Below are 16,285 nucleotides of genomic sequence, written 5' to 3'. Positions count from 1 at the left end.
CCGCGTGTTTGTGATCACGACCCCGCATCGACGTGAAATGCCCGAGTGGCGAGCTGCGGCTTGACGGTTCCCTGTGACAGGCTCATTGGTGGAGGTGATCGGCTTGGTGGGCGGATGGCTGCTGTGGCGCCTGCGGCCGGCGGCCATCGCCTACGTGCTCGCGGTGCAGGCCGTCGCCCTGGCGCTGGTGGTGCTGGTCTTCGTGACGAGCCGGTCGCCGCTGTCGAACGAGCTGCTGACCTTCGCGATGCTGGCGGCCACCGCCGGGACCGTCATCGTGATCACCTCGGTGTCGATCAACGTGCGGCGGCAGATCCGGCGCAACCCCTGGACGCTGCACATCGCTTACCTGGCCGCCGGAATCCTCACGCTGCCGCCGAACCTGCTGGTGCTTCTGCTGCTCGGGCCGACCCTGCACGGGGTGCTGGACGGCCGCCCGGAGCTGCACCGCTGGCTGTTCACCACGGCCGCAACCACGATCGCCACGCTGTCCGCGCGGTTCCTTATCGGCTGGTCGGAACCCCATTGGAGCCCGGTGCTGTTCGTGCTGGCCGGGGCCGTGCTGCTGCTGGTGCGGGCCTTCCTGGTCGCGGTCGGCATCCGGCTGCGCAACCCCGGGGCGGCACGGGCGGACGTGCTGGGCGAACCGACCGACGTGCTGCTCGGCATCGTCGCCGCGAGCCTGGGCGGGCTGCTGGCGGTGGCGGTGAGCATCGAGCCGGGCAGCGCGCTGCTGGCCGGGCCGCCGTTGGTGCTGCTTGACCTCGCCAGCCAGCTGCCGCAGTGGCGGCGGTCGGCGCAGCGGGACGCCAAGACGGGCCTGGCCAACGCGGCGCACTGGGAGCGGTTGGCGCGCAACGAACTCCACCGAGCGCAGGCCCGCGCCCAACCCGTGTCACTGCTGTTGCTGGACCTGGACCACTTCAAGCGGGTCAACGACGAGATCGGGCACCTGGCGGGCGACACCGTGCTGGCGGCCGTCGCGATGATGCTGCGCAGCAGCGTGCGGCGCGAAGACGCGGTCGGCCGCTTCGGCGGCGAGGAGTTCGTGGTGCTGCTGCCGGGCAAGGACACCGACGTCGCGTGCGATGTGGCGGACCGGATCAGGGCCTCGACTGCGGCGCTGTGCGTGCCGACCCGCGACACCCGGGGCGACTACCGGGAGCTCAACGACCTCACGGTCAGCATCGGCGTGGCCACCACGTCCCGCTTCGGCTACGACCTTACGGATCTCCTGGTGGCCGCCGACGCGGCCCTCCTGGCGGCCAAGTCAGCCGGCCGGAACGCGGTCACCCTCGCCTGATCAGCACCATTCGATCCGGTTGTGGGTGAAGGGCGCGCCTTCGACCGGGATAGCTGGTCGAAGGCGGCGTCCGCTATTCGTCAGACCTCCGAGTTGGGGGCCGAGCCGGTCGGGGTTTTCTCGTCCGGGGTTTCCTCCGGTGGGGGTTCGGCCTCGGCGCGGTCGGCGGGTTCCGGCGGTTCGGCCGGTTCCTCCTCCTCGACCAGCGAGCGGATCGCCGAGTTCAGCACCGCGACCAACGGCACCGCGAGCAGCGCGCCGACGATGCCCGAGACCACCATCCCGATGCTGATCGCCAGCACCACGCCCAGCGCGTGGATCTGCACCGCCCGCCCCAGGATCAGCGGCTGCAGCACGTTGCCCTCGATCTGCTGCACCGCGAGCACGATGCCGACCACGATCAGCGCGACGATCCAGCCCTTGGTCACCAGCGCCACCAGCACCGCGACCGCGCCGGAGGCCACCGCGCCGACGATCGGCACGAAGCCGCCGAGGAATACCAGCGCTGCCAGCGGAATCGCCAGCGGCACGCCGAGGATCATCAGCCCCGTCCCGATGCCGAGCGCGTCGACCACCGCGACGAGCGCGGTCGCCCGCACGAATCCGACCAGCGAGGCGAAGCCCCGGCAGCCGGCGACGTCGACCCGGTGCCGCACGCGCTTCGGCGCGAGCTTCGCCACGAACAGCCACACGCCGCGGCCGTCGTGCAGGAAGTAGATCAGCGTGAACAGCGCCAGCACCAGCCCGGTCAGGAAGTTGCCGAAGGTGCCCGCGGTGGACAGCGCGCCGCTGGTCAACGCCGCCTGGTTGGCCGCCAACCACTCCTGGGCCTGCGTCAGGTAGTGGCCGATCTGCACATCGTTGATGTGCAGCGGGCCCCGCGCCAGCGAGTCCTTGAGCTGGTTGAGGCTCGCGACGACCTGGCGCTGCAGGTCCGGGAAGCCCTCGATGAACGCGTTGATGACGAACGTGAGGACGCCGCCGACGACGGCGAGCCCGCCGATCAGCACCATCGCGGTGGCCACCGCGCGCGGCACGCCGTGCCTGGCCAGCCAGGACACGATCGGCGCCAGCAGCGCTGACAGCAGCAGCGCGATGGCGACCGGGATCACGACCACGTAGATCTGGCCGATGACCAGCCCCACCACGTACAAGGCGCCGACGACCATCAGCAGTCGCCAGCTCAGCGCCGCCGAGACCCGTAGCACGCGGGGGATCGACGCCGCGGCATCGTCTCGCGTGGTGATCTTGAAGTCGTTCACCCTGTCACCGTAGCGCCGACCGCGGAATCCATGGGCGGAATGACCGCTGGGCGCAACAGGACCCGATCTCCAGTAACACGATGTAGCGAAGGTGTCGCTATGCGCTTACGGAAGTGGCGGGCGTTTTGAAAGAGTGCGCGGCGGCGAGGAGAGCTCCAACGGGGAGTCGCCCGAAGCCGAGGAGGTTCTGGCACCGAGATGTCCCGCCGCGACCGCAGGACAGCAGCCGCCCGACCGTGGCGGCTGCTCACCCGTGCGCTGGTCGTGACGGGCGCGACGGTCGCCGGGACCTCCGCGGCTTGGCTCATCGGCTCCGGGATCCACGCGGACGCCGCGGACCTCCCGCCGGCCGTGTCCGCCGGCCAATCGGCGCCGCGACCGGTCGAGCCGCCGGAGTCGACAGTGGACGGTTCGGCCGCCGGTCGGTCCGGCCCGGCGGAGTTCTCGCTGGCCCGCCTGGACCCGGTCGCGCTGGTCCGGTCCGATCCGGCCGGGCGGCTGCTCGACGCGGCGCGGCCGGTGACCGGCGTGCTGCAGGAGTCCGCGGCAGGGGTCGGGCACGTAGCCGACGACGCCCTGTCGACTACCGGAACCCAGGCCGCCGCCCTGCCCACGTCCGTCGACAATGGACTGAACAGCCTCGGGGGCCCGCTGCTGTCCGGGGAAACCGGCCAGCAGCCGGCCTATTCGCCGCCCGCGTCGCCCGCGTCGGCACCGGCCGCCGCACCCGCCGTCCCGCTGCCGACGCAGCTGGTCGAGCACCGGCACTCGGTCGAACAACCCGAGTCGGTCGTCCAATGGCGGGCGCCGGAACCCGGCGAGACCCCCGGACACGACTGGGCAAGGCCGTTCGCCCTGCCCGCGCCCTCCGGAGCGCCCAGCTGCGGTGGAACCGGCGACGGGCCGCAGCACAACAACGCGCCGGTCGGCTGCTACCCGGCACAACCGGATCGCACCCCCGCTCTCGCCGGGGCACCGGCCCGCGCCCGCGCCGGCACGCTGATCAGCGTGCCCGAACCGCAGCCGGGCACCACCCCCGACTAGATCCCCCGCGCGGCGCGCCGACGACCGATCTCGTTGCCGGCGAAAGGAAATCCGCCGCGCCCAACCCAGATCGCAGTTCCCGAAGGCCCACCGTCAATCGATGATCAAGTTCCGATGACGGTGTGGCGCCCACAGTTCATTTTCCTCCCCCGACCGGGGAAGCCTCATGAAGGAGAAAGTCCATGCAGACTTGGGCGAAGCGCGGCGTGCAGGCCGCATTGGTCACCGGTGGAATGCTGGCCGTCGGCACGGGAGTCGCGTCCGCCGCCGGGTCCTGCCCGGAGCGTCCGGCCCCGCCGCTAGGGGAGTCGGCGCTGCCCCCCGTACTCGACGAGCTCGGAGACGATGAGGTGCCCGCCGATCGGTGCTTCGCGGGCGAGCTGTTCGTCGAGAACTCCGGCACGCGGCACAGCGCCCCGCTGGTGGAATCGCGGGCCAGCCACTCGGTCACCGCGCTGACGGGCACCCTGGACCCGGTGCGCGACCTGCTGCCGGCCGTCGAGAACGAGCTGACCCAGGAGATGCCGGCGCTGCGCGACCTGCACTGGCACGCCCCGTCGCGGAACATTCCGCTGCACCTGGCGGGCTGGGTCGCAGACCCGGCCGACGCCCGCCCGCTGGACACCGTGCCGGGCCTGTCACCGTTCGGCGGGGACCGCCCGGTCACCCCCGCCGAGGGCTTCCACCGCTCGCTGAGCTGGGCCGGTCCCATCGGTGAGGTGCTCCAAGGAGGTGCCAACACCCTCGACGAGGGTGCATTTCGAACGGGTGCGTTCCTGGATGTCCCTGCAGACCTCGTGATCCTGCACGATGACCTGGTCTACTTCGACGGCTTCACTCCTCCGGCGGGCAGCATCGTTGAGCTCTGGGGAGACGTGCTCGCGCACGGCCCGGGCGGCCTGGTGACGCCGGAGCAGGTGGACCTCACCTCCGCGGAACTGCCCGGGCTGCGCAGTGACCTGCACACCGTGCCGGGCGAGATCTTGGCCGGCGCGCTGACCGCGGTCGCCGCCGAGCCGACGCCGCGCGCGGACCTGATGCCGCTGGAGGTGCCGGGCGAGCACCAGCTGAAGGCCAACGAGGTTCCGGACCTCGTCGGCCTCCCCCTGCTCAGCGTGTCCAAGACGCCGGGCACCGTGGGGCGCAGCGAGTCCACCGCCGTGACGGCGCCGCTGCCGGTGGTGGGTGACCTCAACGCGTTCGGCGGCCGCCAGACCTCGGGGCCGCAGGTCAGCCGGATCACCTCCGCGCTGGACGGCACCGCGCCGCGGACCGGGACCGCGGCGCGCACCAGCACCGCGGCGCGCACCAGCACCGCGGCGCGGACCGGTGGCGTGGCGCGGACCGGTGGCGGGGCGCTGCCGGTGCTCGGCGGCGGTGTCCCGGACATCACGACCGTGCAGGGCGCGACGCTGCCGACGCCGGCCCTGAACCCGCGGGGCGCGCTGCGCACCCTGGAAAACGCGGACACGGTGGTCTTCAACCGCATCTGACCCGAAAGCCGAAAACCGGGGCGAGCACCATGCTCGCCCCGGTTTTTTAACGAAGAACCCGTGAGCGTTTTTGGGTGCCAGAACACCGAAAAACACTCACGGCTGCCTTTATGGAACCGGGGCGGTGACCGGCGCGTCGGAGGCCGGATCGTCCTTGACTGGCTTGACGGGCTTGACCGGCGTTCGGCGGGAGCGCCACCAGCGCACCGCGTTGTAGAGCAGGAACGCCAGTCCGAAGTAGACGTAGGAGTTGCCGATCAGCTGCTCGAAGAAGTTCCAGCGCAGCTCCAGACCGTGGCCCTGGGGCATCTTCCAGTGCGGGCCCATCATGAAGAACCCGGCCGTCAACGTGGTCGCCAGCAGCAGCGCCCAGTCGCGCTTGGCCTGCGCCGCGCCGATCAGCAGCACCAGCCCCGGGATCGCCCAAACCCAGTGGTGCGACCAGGAGATCGGCGACACCAGCAGCCCGAGGATGCCGTTGATCGTCATCGCCATCGGCAGGTCCCGCTGCCGGATCGCGTGCACCATCCCCAGCACCGCGAGCACCAGCACGATCGCCGCGAGCAGGACGAAGACGATGGTCAGGCTCGGCGCCGACATCTTGCTCAGCAGCGACCGCAGCGACTGGTTGCCCGCGTACGTCGACGCGTCGCCGGTGAACTTCGGGCCGAAGGACACGTTGCTGCTGGCCAGCATCTCGTGCAGCCAGAACCGGCGGGCGTTGTCGAAGGTCAGGGCGAACCCCAGCAGCACGGTGCCCAGGAAGGTCAGCAGCGAGGCCACGATCGTGCGGACGTCCCGGCGCAGCAGCGGCAGCAGCAGGAACACCAGCGGCGTGAGCTTGATGCCGGCGGCCAGGCCGATCAGCAGGCCGCGCGGGTACGGCAGCTTCTTCGCGCCGTCCGTCCGCCATAGGAGGTCCACCGCGACCAGCGCCATCAGCACGATGTTGATCTGAGCGTAGGTGATCGTCTCCAGCACCGGTTCGCTGATCGTGGCCAGCGGCAGCACCGCGGCCGTCACCAGCAGCACCTTCTCCCGGTGCGCGCGCAGGAAGGTCGAGGCGCTGAGCACGACGTACAGCGTGACGATGAGCGCGGCGTGGCTGACCAGCATGATCACCGCGGTCGAGGCGGCCTTCGGGATGAGCGCCAGCGGCGCGAACACGATCGCCGCGAACGGCGGGTAGATGAACGGCAGCAGCAGCCCGGACTCGGTGGCCGGGAGGTTGTTGTAAAGATCGCGTCCGCCGAGCAGCGCTTTCGCGCCGAGCCGGTAGACCTCACCGTCGATGTGGTCGTGCGTGTTGACGGTGGAGACCACCATCACCGCGATCAGCTCCGCGACTGCGATCACGACCAGCAGTGATCGCTGGTCACGCAACCGCTCCTGCAACGGCAGTCGACCCGCGGTCCCGTGCACGGGCATGCACCATCCTCTCGCCTGCGGCACCTCGGCCAGCGTAGATATTCGATCGGGTGAAGTGGGCGCAGCGGGGCGATTTTGAGTCCCGGGCCAACGGGCGATGTTTCACCTGCCCGATTCATCAAGCCCCGGCCCGAGGTGACCTGAGAGGGAACGCACCGCAAACAGCTGACTCACCGTTATGTGCGGAGCGTGAATACCACCAATACGGGTAGTCGCCGAGACCTTGAATTTCGCCCTGCCCGAAGGGGAGGCTCAAACGGACTGCTCCGTTCGGTGGAGAGGAGGGGGCCGAATGAGTGTCCTCGAAGTGGCCGTATCAGCTCAGCTGGCGCCAGTCTGGGACGAACTCATCAGCGGGCTCACGGTCGGCGTGCTGCTGACCGACGAACGCGGCCAGGTGCTGGCCACCAACGACGTTGCCGCCGAACTGATGCAGCTGGCCAAGTCCGATCTGCTCACCGGCACCCGGCCCGCCGGCTGGCAGGTGCGCGACGACACCGGTGCACCGATGCCGGACTGGGCAGAGCTGGCCGGGCAGGTGCTGCGGGCCGGCTCGCCGCTGTCCATCCCGATGGTGATCGCCCGCAGCGGCCAACCGCTGAGCCGCATCTGGGCGGATTACCACGCGGTGCGGGTGCAGGGCCGCAGCCGGGTGCTGTTGCTGCTGCAGTCGGTGCACACCGACGTCTCGCACAGCCGCGGCCTGCTCGACCCGCTGACCGGGCTGCCGGGCCGCGTGCTCCTGCTGGACCGGCTGGAGCAGTCGCTGGTCCGCGCCCGCAGTCGCGGCACGCTGTCCACGCTGGTGCTGATCGACGTGCACGGCCTGGCGGCCTTCAACGCGGAGCACGGCTTCGACCGCGGCGACGAGCTGCTGACCACGCTGGCCGGCCGGCTCCGGGAAGGGCTCAGCGACGAGCACACCGTCGCCCGCTACGGCGGCGACGAGTTCGCGGTGGTCGCGGAGCACTCGAACGGCACCGGCGAGGAGATCGCCGAGCAGGCGCGGGAGGTTGCGGGCTGGCCGGTGCGCATCGGCCGCAAGCGCGTTCGCCCCGGGTTGCGGGTGTCGTGGGTGACCACCGACGGCCAAGCCTCGGTGCACTCGGTCCTGGCCCGGGCCGAGCAGCAGCTCCAACATTGAGCCTGTTGGTGAATGGTTGCGAGGGTGGGCAAACGGCTTCGCCGCTTGCGACAACTCCGGCGAACACCTCGTCACGTGTCGCGGTGCGCGCAACGTGCGAGTTTCCTTAGCCCGCCGATGGTCGTCTTGGCAAGGTGAATGCAAGCGGCTACGCCGCTTCCAAGGCGCGGACAGCATTCGCCGACAGGCTGTAACTGCCGCTCGTGCCGTTCGGGGTTGCCGGCCTTGCGGCAACCCCGAACAGCCGATCAGCGCTCCAGTTTGCCCGCGATGAAGTCTTCGACCGCTTGGTAGGCGGCGGAGTCGGAGTACTGCTCCGGCGGCGACTTCATGAAGTACGACGACGCCGACAGGATCGGCCCGCCGATGCCCCGGTCCTTGGCGATCTTGGCGGCCCGGATGGCGTCGATGATGATCCCCGCCGAGTTCGGCGAGTCCCACACCTCCAGCTTGTACTCCAGGTTCAGCGGCACGTCGCCGAACGCGCGGCCCTCCAGCCGGATGTAGGCCCACTTCCGGTCGTCCAGCCACGGCACGTAGTCCGACGGCCCGATGTGCACGTTGCGCTTGCCGAGGTCGCGGTCCACCTGCGAGGTCACCGACTGCGTCTTGGAGGTCTTCTTCGACTCCAGCCGCTCCAGTTCCTTCATGTTCAGGAAGTCCATGTTGCCGCCGACGTTCAGCTGCATCGTGCGGTCCAGGTGCACGCCGCGGTCCTCGAACAGCTTGGCCAGCACCCGGTGCGTGATGGTCGCCCCGACCTGCGACTTGATGTCGTCGCCGACGATCGGCACGCCCGCGTCGGTGAACTTCTGCGCCCACTCCGGGTCGGAGGCGATGAACACCGGCAGCGCGTTGACGAAGGCCACCCCGGCGTCCAGCGCGCACTGCGCGTAGAACTTGTCCGCCTCCTCGGAACCCACCGGCAGGTAGGCCACCAGGACGTCGACCTCGGCGTCCTTGAGCGCCTGCACGACGTCCACCGGCTGGTCGTCGGACTGCTCGATGGTCTCCCGGTAGAAGCGGCCGAGGCCGTCGAAGGTGTGGCCGCGCTGCACGGTGACGCCCAGCGGCGGCACGTCGGCGATCTTGATGGTGTTGTTCTCGCTGGCGACGATCGCCTCGGAGAGGTCGCGGCCGACCTTCTTCGCGTCCACGTCGAAGGCGGCGACGAACTTCACGTCGCGCACGTGGTAATCACCGAAGTTGACGTGCATCAGGCCGGGCACCCGGGTGCCCGGGTCCGCGTCGGCGTAGTAGTGGACGCCCTGCACCAGCGACGCCGCGCAGTTCCCGACGCCCACGATCGCCACCCGCACCGCTCGACGATCTCCGCCCATGGCAGGGCCCTCCTTCTTACTCATCTGTCGTGTCCTTGCAGTTCTTGCCCGCCGACGCTGGGTCGGCCCGGCGCCGCAGCAGACTGCTCGGCGCGTTCGTGTTCGATGATTTCGTCGAGCCAGCGGACCTCGTGCTCGCTGTGGTCCAGCCGGAGTCGGTGCAGTTCGCGGGTGTAGCGGTCGAACCGTTCCTCGGAGCGCGCCAGCGCGCTACGCAGGCCGTCCCGATGCTCTTCGACGCGGCGTCGGCGTCCTTCCAGGATCCGCAGCCGGACCTCGGCCGGGGTGCGGGAGAAGAACACCATGTGCACGCCGAATGCATTGTCGTCGCAGGCCTGCGGCCCACAGTCGCCGACCAGCTCGGCGAACCGCTGCCGCCCGGCGGCTGTGGTCCGGTACACGCGGCGCGCTCGCCGACCCCACGCGCGCGAACCGGGCGAGTCGGGTTCCTCCTCGATCAACCCGGCGCGCAGCAGCCTCCGCAACGTCGGGTACAACGTTCCGCAGGACAGCGCGCGGAAGGCACCGACCGTGTCGTGCAACCGCTTCCGCAGCTCGTAGCCGTGCATCGGGGCCTCGTGCAGTAGCCCAAGCACGGCGAGTTCGAGCATCCGCACCTCCTCCGCCCGGCGAATTCACCGCCGGATGCCAGTGGCGGTGCTGCGGTGAGGCAGACCACCCGACAGATTATATCGCGCCGATATATCGGAGTGCACGATCACGAGGGGCCTGAGGTGGCGGTCGTCACCGCTGGTAGTGATCGGTCGCGTCGCCTGCCCTGATCGGCGCATGGGGCAGACCTGGTCGCCACGTACCCTGTGGTCGTGCGGACCCAACGGCAAGTGGTCGACTACGCGTTGCAGCGCCGAGCGCTGCTCGCGCAAGTCCACGCTGGCCGGGTCGGGGTGATGGAGGTCTGCGACGCCGATCCGTACCTACTTCGGGCGGCGAAATTCCATGGCGAGCCGAGCGGGGTGACCTGCCCGGTGTGCCGGAAGGAACCGTTGACCCAGGTGTCCTGGGTCTTCGGCGATGCCCTCAAGCACGCGTCCGGAACGGCGCGGGCTCCCGAGGAGCTCGACCGGATGGCGGCCATGTTCGAGGAGTTCAACGTCTACGTCGTAGAGGTATGCCGCACATGTAACTGGAACCACCTCGTGCTGTCGTACGTGACCGGAACCGGTGGGTTGAACGACAACCGGTCCCGGCGCAAGACTGCAGCCGAGTGACAACGGTCGTGTCCCGAACACGGCCGCGCGCCCGGTGCGGCGCATCCCCGACGTGAACGCATCACACGGCGTCCGACGACGCCTGTCCTGGAGGCCCACTCGTGAACGACGAGCGTGACGACCCCACCCGAGGGCGCCACTCAAGGCATCCGCATCCCGACGGTCGCGGCACGCCACCCCCGCCGCGCCCCGGGCCGCCGCGCCCGGGTGACCAGGCACGGCCTCCGCAGCGTCCGATGCCCGGCCCGCCGCAGGGCCCGCCACCGGGACCGCCCGGTGCGGGCGGCCCGGCGTGGCCCGGCGAAGAGCCGCGCCCGGGCCCGCGGTCGGCGCCGCCGAACCAGCCGAACCCCCGGTGGCCGAGCGGGGCGGACCGCAGCGCGGAGGAAACGCAGCAGAATACCCCGGTGCCACCGCCTGGCCAGCCCATGAAGTGGCCGGACGGGGAGCCGCCGCAGGAGCAGACCGGCGCGTGGACGCCGTCGTTCGACGACGATGGCGACGACTCGGCGCTGGGCAAGCGGCTCAGCGGCGACTCGGGCGAACCGGAGAAGAACGGCGGGCGCAAGCTCGACCTACCCACCAGCTACTCGGCGGTTCCCCCGCCGCCGAACACGGGACGGCAGGGGCCACCCCCAGCACCGCCCGGCGCGCAGCAGACCAGGCAGGGGCCGCCGCCCCCGCCGCAAGGACCGCCGCCCGGGCGTCCGCCGCAGCCGCCCGACGGCGAGCAGCCGACGCAGAACATCCCGCAGACCCCGGCCGACGATCGCGACAGCGATCGCCGCCGAGGTGGAGCCGCCGCAGCCGGCGCCGCCGCAGGCGGGATCGCCGGTGCTGCCGCAGGCGCCGGGATGGCCGGAGCCGCAGGCGCCGCCGGAGCGGGCGCGGCCGGCGGAGCCATGGGAGCCGCAGGCGCAGCGGCGGGAGCCGCAGGTGGAGCTGGTGGCGGTGGGGGCGTAGCCCCCGAGCCGCAGTTGCTCACGCATCAGGAACAGGGCAGTTACAACTACTACGCCGACGACTACGACGACGACCCGTACAACAGCGGGTACGACGGGAATGATCGGGATGGCGACGACCTCGACAGCCGCAATGGCCATGACCGGTACCGGGGCGACGACTTCGACGACGGCCCGGACGACTTCGCGGATCTGGACGACGACATGAGCGCCGCCCGAGCAAAACGCAGTCGGCTCTGGCGGCGGATCCGCCGGTCCTGCTACGTCGCCGCGGCCTTAGCCGTCGTGGTTCCGGCCGTCGTGTTCATCTACGGCTACATCTTCTGGGATGCGCCGAACGAGGCCAAGGTCATGAGCATGGACCGGCCGGTCGAGCTGCAGTACTCCGACGGCAGCCCGATGGGCCGCATGGACGTGCAGGGCTCGCGGGAGGTCCTGCACAGCATCAACGACGTGTCGTTGGCGATGCAGAACGCCACGATCGCGGCCGAGGACTCTACTTTCCGCACCAACCCGGGCTTCGACTTCCAGGGCATCCTGCGGTCGGTCTACTACCTGGTATCCGGTTCCGGCGTCGGCGGTGGTTCCACGATCACCCAGCAGTTCCTGAAGCTGGACCAGGACCTCAAGAAGGATCCGACGTACATCCGCAAGATCAAGGAAGTCGTGCTGGCGTTCAAGATCACGAACCAGCAGAGCAAGGACGACATCCTGCTCGCCTACATGAACACGGCGGACTACGGGCGCGGCGCCAACGGCATCAGCGCCGCGGCGCGGGCCTACTTCAACAAGAAACCCAGCGAGCTCAGCGCCGCCGAGGCGGCCGTGCTGGCCGGTGTGGTGCAGAGCCCCTACGGCGGCAACGACCCCGGCCAGAACCCGGAGAAGGGCAAGAAGCGCTGGGAGTACGTCGTCGGGCAGATGGACGAGAACGGCTTCCTGCAGCCGGGCGAGCGGGAGACCATGACGCTTCCCCAGACCCTGCCTCGCGGGGAGTGGAAGAAGAACAGCAGGCTCTCCCCCGAGCAGGACGCCATCTGGGAGGCCATCAAGCGGGAGCTGGAAGCCCAGGGCCTGTCCGAGAGCGACCTGTCCCGCGGTGGCTACACGATCAAGACCACCATCGATCCGGACACGCAGCAGAAGGCCGAGGCCGCTGTGAAGAAGGTGATGGCTTCGGAGCCGGAGACGCTGCGCACTTCGCTGGTCGCGGTCGACCCGAACAACGGCGAGATCCGGGCGTACTACGGGTCCAAGAATCAGATCGGCGACCTGGACTGGGCCAGCACCCCGCAGGAGCCGGGTTCGTCGTTCAAGCCGTTCGCGGTGATCGCCGGGCTCGAGAAGGGTAAGGGCATCGGCGAGTTCTACGACGGCACCGGTCCGCAGGTGATCGCCGGGCACGAGTTCAACAACTCGCCCGGTGTGAAATGCGAGGTCCCGACGCACTGCGGTGTCCGAGAGGCGATGACCAACTCGGTCAACACGGTGTTCGTCAACATGGCCGCCGACTTCGGCCCCAAGAAGGTGGCCGAGGCCGCGCACCAGGCCGGCATCCCGGAATCGACGAAGCTGGAAAGCCCCGACGGCAGCGTGGCCGCTGGTATCGCGCTGGGAATGTACCCGGTGCTCCCGGCGGACATGGCCGCCTCGTACTCCTCGTTCGTCAACGGGGGTAACAAGGTTCCGGCGCACTTCGTACAGCAGGCCGTCAGCCCGGAGCAGGGCGTGTTCCCGCTCGCGACCACGAAGCCGGAGCCGGCCTTCGGTGACGCGTCGACCAGCAAGGACATCGCCTACAACGTCTCGCAATCGATGCTGGACGTCGCCGCGCACTCGAAGGTCCCGTTGGCGGGCAACCGGCCAGTGGTGTCCAAGACCGGTACCCACCAGTGGCTCAACACCACGAAGAACAAGAACGCCTGGATGATCGGTGCCGTGCCGCAGATCTCCACCGCGGTGGCGATGCAGAACGACGACGGCGGCCCGAAGCCGTTGGAGAACGCGAACGGCCAGAGCTTCTACGGCGGTGGCCTGCCCGCCAAGGTGTGGAAGGAGTTCATGGACTCCTACCTCCAGGGCAAGAAGGTCGTGCCGTTCCCCGAAGGTGACAAGATCGGGCAGTTCGTGGACACCCCGCCGCCGCCCCCGCCGACGTCGGCGGCCCCGCCCACGTCCCAGACGTCGCCGCCGCCGACGTCGGAGCCGAGCGACACCGGCAAACCGGACAGGCCGACCACCAGCAAGGAGAAGCCGGGCCGCTGCAGCTGGTTGGACCCGAACTGCAACACCGACGGCGGCGGAGGCAGCGACCCCGGCGACGCATCGGCGAACAACGTGGCGCCGACCCCGACGATGCAGTCCGGCTGAGCACCTGTTGAACACGCCAGGGGCACCCGCGAGTCGGCGGGTGCCCCTCCGCGTTGTTGGGCCCAAGTAGCATCCGGTCGTGTCCACCTCGACCGAGCCCGCCAGCACCGAACCGCCGCCGTCCCCCGGCGGCAGTGCGAGCTCGGCGGTGGACAGCGATTCCCTCGGGCCGGCCGATCGCGTCTCGCCGACCTGGACCGAGCCGCTGGCGCAGAAGCTCAGCCTCCCCTTCGGCGGCCGGCTCGGGCGGCATGCGCAGGTCGGGCGGCAGTGGTTCTGGACGTCGCTGCGGGTGATCCTGCTGCTCGCGGTGCTGGTGCTGGCCGCCGCATGGCTGTTCAAGGCGCCCTGCCAGGTCACCTACGAGACCGACCGCGGACCGCAGCTGGACTGGCGGAACAGCAAGCAGTACACCGCGATGTGCTACACCGACATCATCCCGCGCTACGGCCTGGGTGATCTCGCGCCGGACACCGCTTTCCCGTACAAGACCTCGTGGTTGGAGAACCCCGGCACGCCGCAGCAGCAGGTCCGGTACATGGAGTACCCGGTGCTGACCGGGTTGTTCCAGTGGATCAACGCGCGGGCCGCGGACGGTTGGGCGACCCTGGCGAGCTTCGGCTGGTTGCCCCCCGCCCTGACGAGCGTGCTGTACTTCAACATCTCGACGTTCTGGCTGGCCGCGGCCTGGTTGGTGACGATCTGGGCGCTGGTGCTGCTTTGCCGCCGACGCGTTTGGGACGCCGCGCTGGCGGCGGTGTCGCCGCTGGTCTTCGTGCACGTATTCACCAACTTCGACGCCCTGGCCACGGCTTTCGGCACTGCTGGGCTGCTCGCGTGGGCGCGGCGCAGGCCAGTGCTGGCCGGGGTGCTGATCGGGATCGGCGGCGCGGCGAAGCTCTACCCGCTGTTCTTCCTAGGCCCGCTGCTGGTGCTGGCCTGGCGGGCCGGGAAGCTGGCGGACGCGCTGCGCTCGGTGCTGGCCGCCGCGGTGGCCTGGCTGCTGATCAATGTGCCGATCCTCGTTCTCTTCCCCGTGGGGTGGCGGGAGTTCTTCCGGCTCAACAACGAACGACAGGCCGATCCGGACTCGCTCTACAACGTGCTGATGCACTTCACCGGCTGGGCTGGCTTCGACGGCCCGCTGCGCGACGGCGCCACGCCGACGGTGCTGAATTCGGTCAGCCTCGCCCTGTTCCTGGTCGCGTGCCTCGGCGTCGGGTGGTTGGCGCTGGTCGCGCCGACCCGGCCGCGGCTGGCACAACTGTGCTTCCTGGTGGTGGCGGCGTTCCTGCTGACCAACAAGGTGTGGAGCCCGCAGTACTCGCTGTGGCTGGTGCCGCTGGGGGTGCTGGCGATCCCGCGCTGGCGGCTGCTGCTGAGCTGGATGATCATCGACGCCGCGGTGTGGGCGCCGCGGATGTACTACTACCTCGGCACCGGCAACAAGGGGCTGCCGGAGGGCTGGTTCCTCGGCGCGGTGGTGATCCGCGACGCGATGGTGGTCGCGCTGTGCGTGCTGATCATCTTCGAGATCGTTCGGCCGGAGCGGGACAAGGTCCGCGCGGCCCTCGCGATGCGGGGCGGGCGCGAACCGGGCGCCTTCGATGACCCGAGCGGCGGCATCCTGGACGGAACACGCGACCGGTTCGTGTTACCCGGCATCGCCCGTTGGGGCAAGGAACGGTCCACATCCAGGGGGCAGAACGGGCAGAACCTAGCTTCGAGGCGGTGATCTTCTTCCGCCCTGGAGGCGCTCCGCCGATGCACTGTGAGGTGCCCGCTCGGTCCCCGGTCGAGCGGGCACCGGCACGTTCGGGGTACGCCCGTGGACTACGTCTGCGGGATGATCTGGTGCGGGATGATCTGGGTCAGGGGAATCTCGGGGTCGCTCCCTGACGCGTCGCGCCGCCGTAGCGGCGAACATGGAGACATGACGACGTACCGAATGCCCCTGTCCCGGCCGAGCGAGAAGGCGATGATCGCGGGCGTGTGCGCCGGTCTGGCCGATCGATTCGGCACGAAGCCGTTTACCATGCGCCTGCTGTTCCTGCTGTCCTGCCTGCTGCCGGGACCGCAGTTCATCGTCTACATCGTGCTCTGGATCCTGATCCCGAAGCGCTGAACTGGCTGCGCGCAGGGGGCGGAACCGGCCACTTGCCGCTAGGAACGGCGGACGTACCAGGTCGTGACCAGGAGCGTGCTGGCGATCAGGATGCCCGCGGCGGTGAGCGCGGAGCGGATGAGCAGCGCCGCGCTCACCGCCCCCGAGCTCAGCGCTTGGAGCAGCGGGAAGGCAAGCGGAATCCACTGCGCCAGCAACGCGATCGCGAACAGCGCCGCCGCCGCGATCACCGTGTAGCCGATGCGCCGGACGACCACCGGAGCACGGCAGGGCGACGGCGATGCCGAACGACGCGCACACGACGTGCGCCAGCAGCCCCACGCCGAGATCACTCGGCGAGTAGCCGAGCCCGTACGAGATCAACGCCCAAGAGCACCGACCGGGCCCCGTGGCGCTTGGTAACCCCCGAAAGCTCCCGAACGGCCACCCCAGCCCCCATCGCAGTGCGATTTCAATGGAAATCAGAGGTTCGATTTCAATGGAAATTGCACGAGTTGTCCACAACCTGCGGCGTGTCGTGATCCGACACGCCGCAGGGGTTCGATTTCAATGGAAATCAGAGGTTCGATTTCAATGGAAATTGCG

At 69.7% G+C, this 16,285-nt stretch carries 13 protein-coding genes; 8 read left to right on the top strand and 5 right to left on the bottom strand.

Annotation, left to right across the window (positions count from 1 at the left end; all coding sequences use genetic code 11):
• Positions 1–73 precede the first annotated feature (73 nt).
• On the top strand, positions 74–1,303 hold the full coding sequence (locus tag ACRXBZ_RS19480) for a GGDEF domain-containing protein (protein WP_433880307.1): 1,230 nt from the start codon (positions 74–76) through the stop codon (positions 1,301–1,303).
• Between the two features lie 80 nt (positions 1,304–1,383).
• On the opposite strand, the gene ACRXBZ_RS19475 is transcribed toward ACRXBZ_RS19480, so the two are convergent.
• Positions 1,384–2,565 carry an AI-2E family transporter gene (locus ACRXBZ_RS19475; RefSeq protein ID WP_433880306.1) on the bottom strand — a complete coding sequence of 394 codons (1,182 nt, stop codon included), beginning with the start codon at positions 2,563–2,565 and terminating at the stop codon, positions 1,384–1,386.
• Between the two features lie 198 nt (positions 2,566–2,763).
• Between ACRXBZ_RS19475 and ACRXBZ_RS19470 the strand changes: the two genes are divergently transcribed.
• Both ACRXBZ_RS19470 and ACRXBZ_RS19465 read left to right on the top strand, forming a co-directional pair.
• Positions 2,764–3,609, top strand: a complete 846-nt coding sequence (locus tag ACRXBZ_RS19470; protein ID WP_433880305.1) for a hypothetical protein — start codon at positions 2,764–2,766, stop codon at positions 3,607–3,609.
• Between the two features lie 182 nt (positions 3,610–3,791).
• Positions 3,792–5,102, top strand: a complete 1,311-nt coding sequence (locus ACRXBZ_RS19465; protein ID WP_433880304.1) for a hypothetical protein — start codon at positions 3,792–3,794, stop codon at positions 5,100–5,102.
• A 108-nt stretch (positions 5,103–5,210) separates the two neighbouring features.
• Here ACRXBZ_RS19465 and ACRXBZ_RS19460 read toward each other — a convergent pair whose 3' ends face one another.
• A complete protein-coding gene (locus ACRXBZ_RS19460) occupies positions 5,211–6,530 on the bottom strand; it encodes a glycosyltransferase 87 family protein (RefSeq protein WP_433880303.1) in 1,320 nt (439 codons plus the stop codon).
• 292 nt (positions 6,531–6,822) lie between these two features.
• Between ACRXBZ_RS19460 and ACRXBZ_RS19455 the strand changes: the two genes are divergently transcribed.
• Positions 6,823–7,674, top strand: a complete 852-nt coding sequence (locus tag ACRXBZ_RS19455; protein ID WP_433880302.1) for a sensor domain-containing diguanylate cyclase — start codon at positions 6,823–6,825, stop codon at positions 7,672–7,674.
• 248 nt (positions 7,675–7,922) lie between these two features.
• On the opposite strand, the gene ACRXBZ_RS19450 is transcribed toward ACRXBZ_RS19455, so the two are convergent.
• Both ACRXBZ_RS19450 and ACRXBZ_RS19445 read right to left on the bottom strand, forming a co-directional pair.
• A complete protein-coding gene (locus ACRXBZ_RS19450) occupies positions 7,923–9,014 on the bottom strand; it encodes an inositol-3-phosphate synthase (RefSeq protein WP_433883917.1) in 1,092 nt (363 codons plus the stop codon).
• A gap of 20 nt (positions 9,015–9,034) precedes the next feature.
• Positions 9,035–9,625 (bottom strand): PadR family transcriptional regulator, encoded by a 591-nt coding sequence (locus ACRXBZ_RS19445; protein WP_433880301.1) that lies wholly within the window; start codon positions 9,623–9,625, stop codon positions 9,035–9,037.
• Between the two features lie 213 nt (positions 9,626–9,838).
• Between ACRXBZ_RS19445 and ACRXBZ_RS19440 the strand changes: the two genes are divergently transcribed.
• From ACRXBZ_RS19440 to ACRXBZ_RS19425, 4 genes are all read left to right on the top strand, one after another.
• On the top strand, positions 9,839–10,243 hold the full coding sequence (locus ACRXBZ_RS19440; protein ID WP_190819912.1) for a DUF5318 domain-containing protein: 405 nt from the start codon (positions 9,839–9,841) through the stop codon (positions 10,241–10,243).
• Between the two features lie 236 nt (positions 10,244–10,479).
• Entirely contained in the window at positions 10,480–13,575 is a 3,096-nt protein-coding gene (locus ACRXBZ_RS19435; protein WP_433880300.1) for a transglycosylase domain-containing protein, read from the top strand.
• A gap of 79 nt (positions 13,576–13,654) precedes the next feature.
• Positions 13,655–15,310, top strand: coding sequence for a glycosyltransferase family 87 protein (locus ACRXBZ_RS19430; RefSeq protein WP_433880299.1), 1,656 nt, complete (start codon positions 13,655–13,657; stop codon positions 15,308–15,310).
• Between the two features lie 213 nt (positions 15,311–15,523).
• Positions 15,524–15,700, top strand: coding sequence for a PspC domain-containing protein (locus tag ACRXBZ_RS19425; RefSeq protein ID WP_168589986.1), 177 nt, complete (start codon positions 15,524–15,526; stop codon positions 15,698–15,700).
• A gap of 38 nt (positions 15,701–15,738) precedes the next feature.
• On the opposite strand, the gene ACRXBZ_RS19420 is transcribed toward ACRXBZ_RS19425, so the two are convergent.
• Positions 15,739–15,957 (bottom strand): hypothetical protein, encoded by a 219-nt coding sequence (locus ACRXBZ_RS19420; protein ID WP_433880298.1) that lies wholly within the window; start codon positions 15,955–15,957, stop codon positions 15,739–15,741.
• Positions 15,958–16,285: the final 328 nt, after the last annotated feature.

Source organism: Saccharopolyspora hattusasensis (assembly GCF_050972075.1).
GTDB lineage: Bacteria > Actinomycetota > Actinomycetes > Mycobacteriales > Pseudonocardiaceae > Saccharopolyspora > Saccharopolyspora hattusasensis.
Note: the sequence above shows the minus strand (reverse complement) of the source record. Positions and strands in the feature narration are given on the sequence as shown.

Bases quoted from the DNA above. Each gene is read 5' to 3' on its own strand.
- ACRXBZ_RS19470 (WP_433880305.1), top strand. From the start codon at position 2,764: ATGTCCCGCCGCGACCGCAGGACAGCAGCCGCCCGACCGTGGCGGCTG.
- ACRXBZ_RS19465 (WP_433880304.1), top strand. From the start codon at position 3,792: ATGCAGACTTGGGCGAAGCGCGGCGTGCAGGCCGCATTGGTCACCGGT.
- ACRXBZ_RS19460 (WP_433880303.1), bottom strand. From the start codon at position 6,530: ATGCCCGTGCACGGGACCGCGGGTCGACTGCCGTTGCAGGAGCGGTTG.
- ACRXBZ_RS19455 (WP_433880302.1), top strand. From the start codon at position 6,823: ATGAGTGTCCTCGAAGTGGCCGTATCAGCTCAGCTGGCGCCAGTCTGG.
- ACRXBZ_RS19450 (WP_433883917.1), bottom strand. From the start codon at position 9,014: ATGGGCGGAGATCGTCGAGCGGTGCGGGTGGCGATCGTGGGCGTCGGG.
- ACRXBZ_RS19445 (WP_433880301.1), bottom strand. From the start codon at position 9,625: ATGCTCGAACTCGCCGTGCTTGGGCTACTGCACGAGGCCCCGATGCAC.
- ACRXBZ_RS19435 (WP_433880300.1), top strand. From the start codon at position 10,480: ATGCCCGGCCCGCCGCAGGGCCCGCCACCGGGACCGCCCGGTGCGGGC.
- ACRXBZ_RS19425 (WP_168589986.1), top strand. From the start codon at position 15,524: ATGCCCCTGTCCCGGCCGAGCGAGAAGGCGATGATCGCGGGCGTGTGC.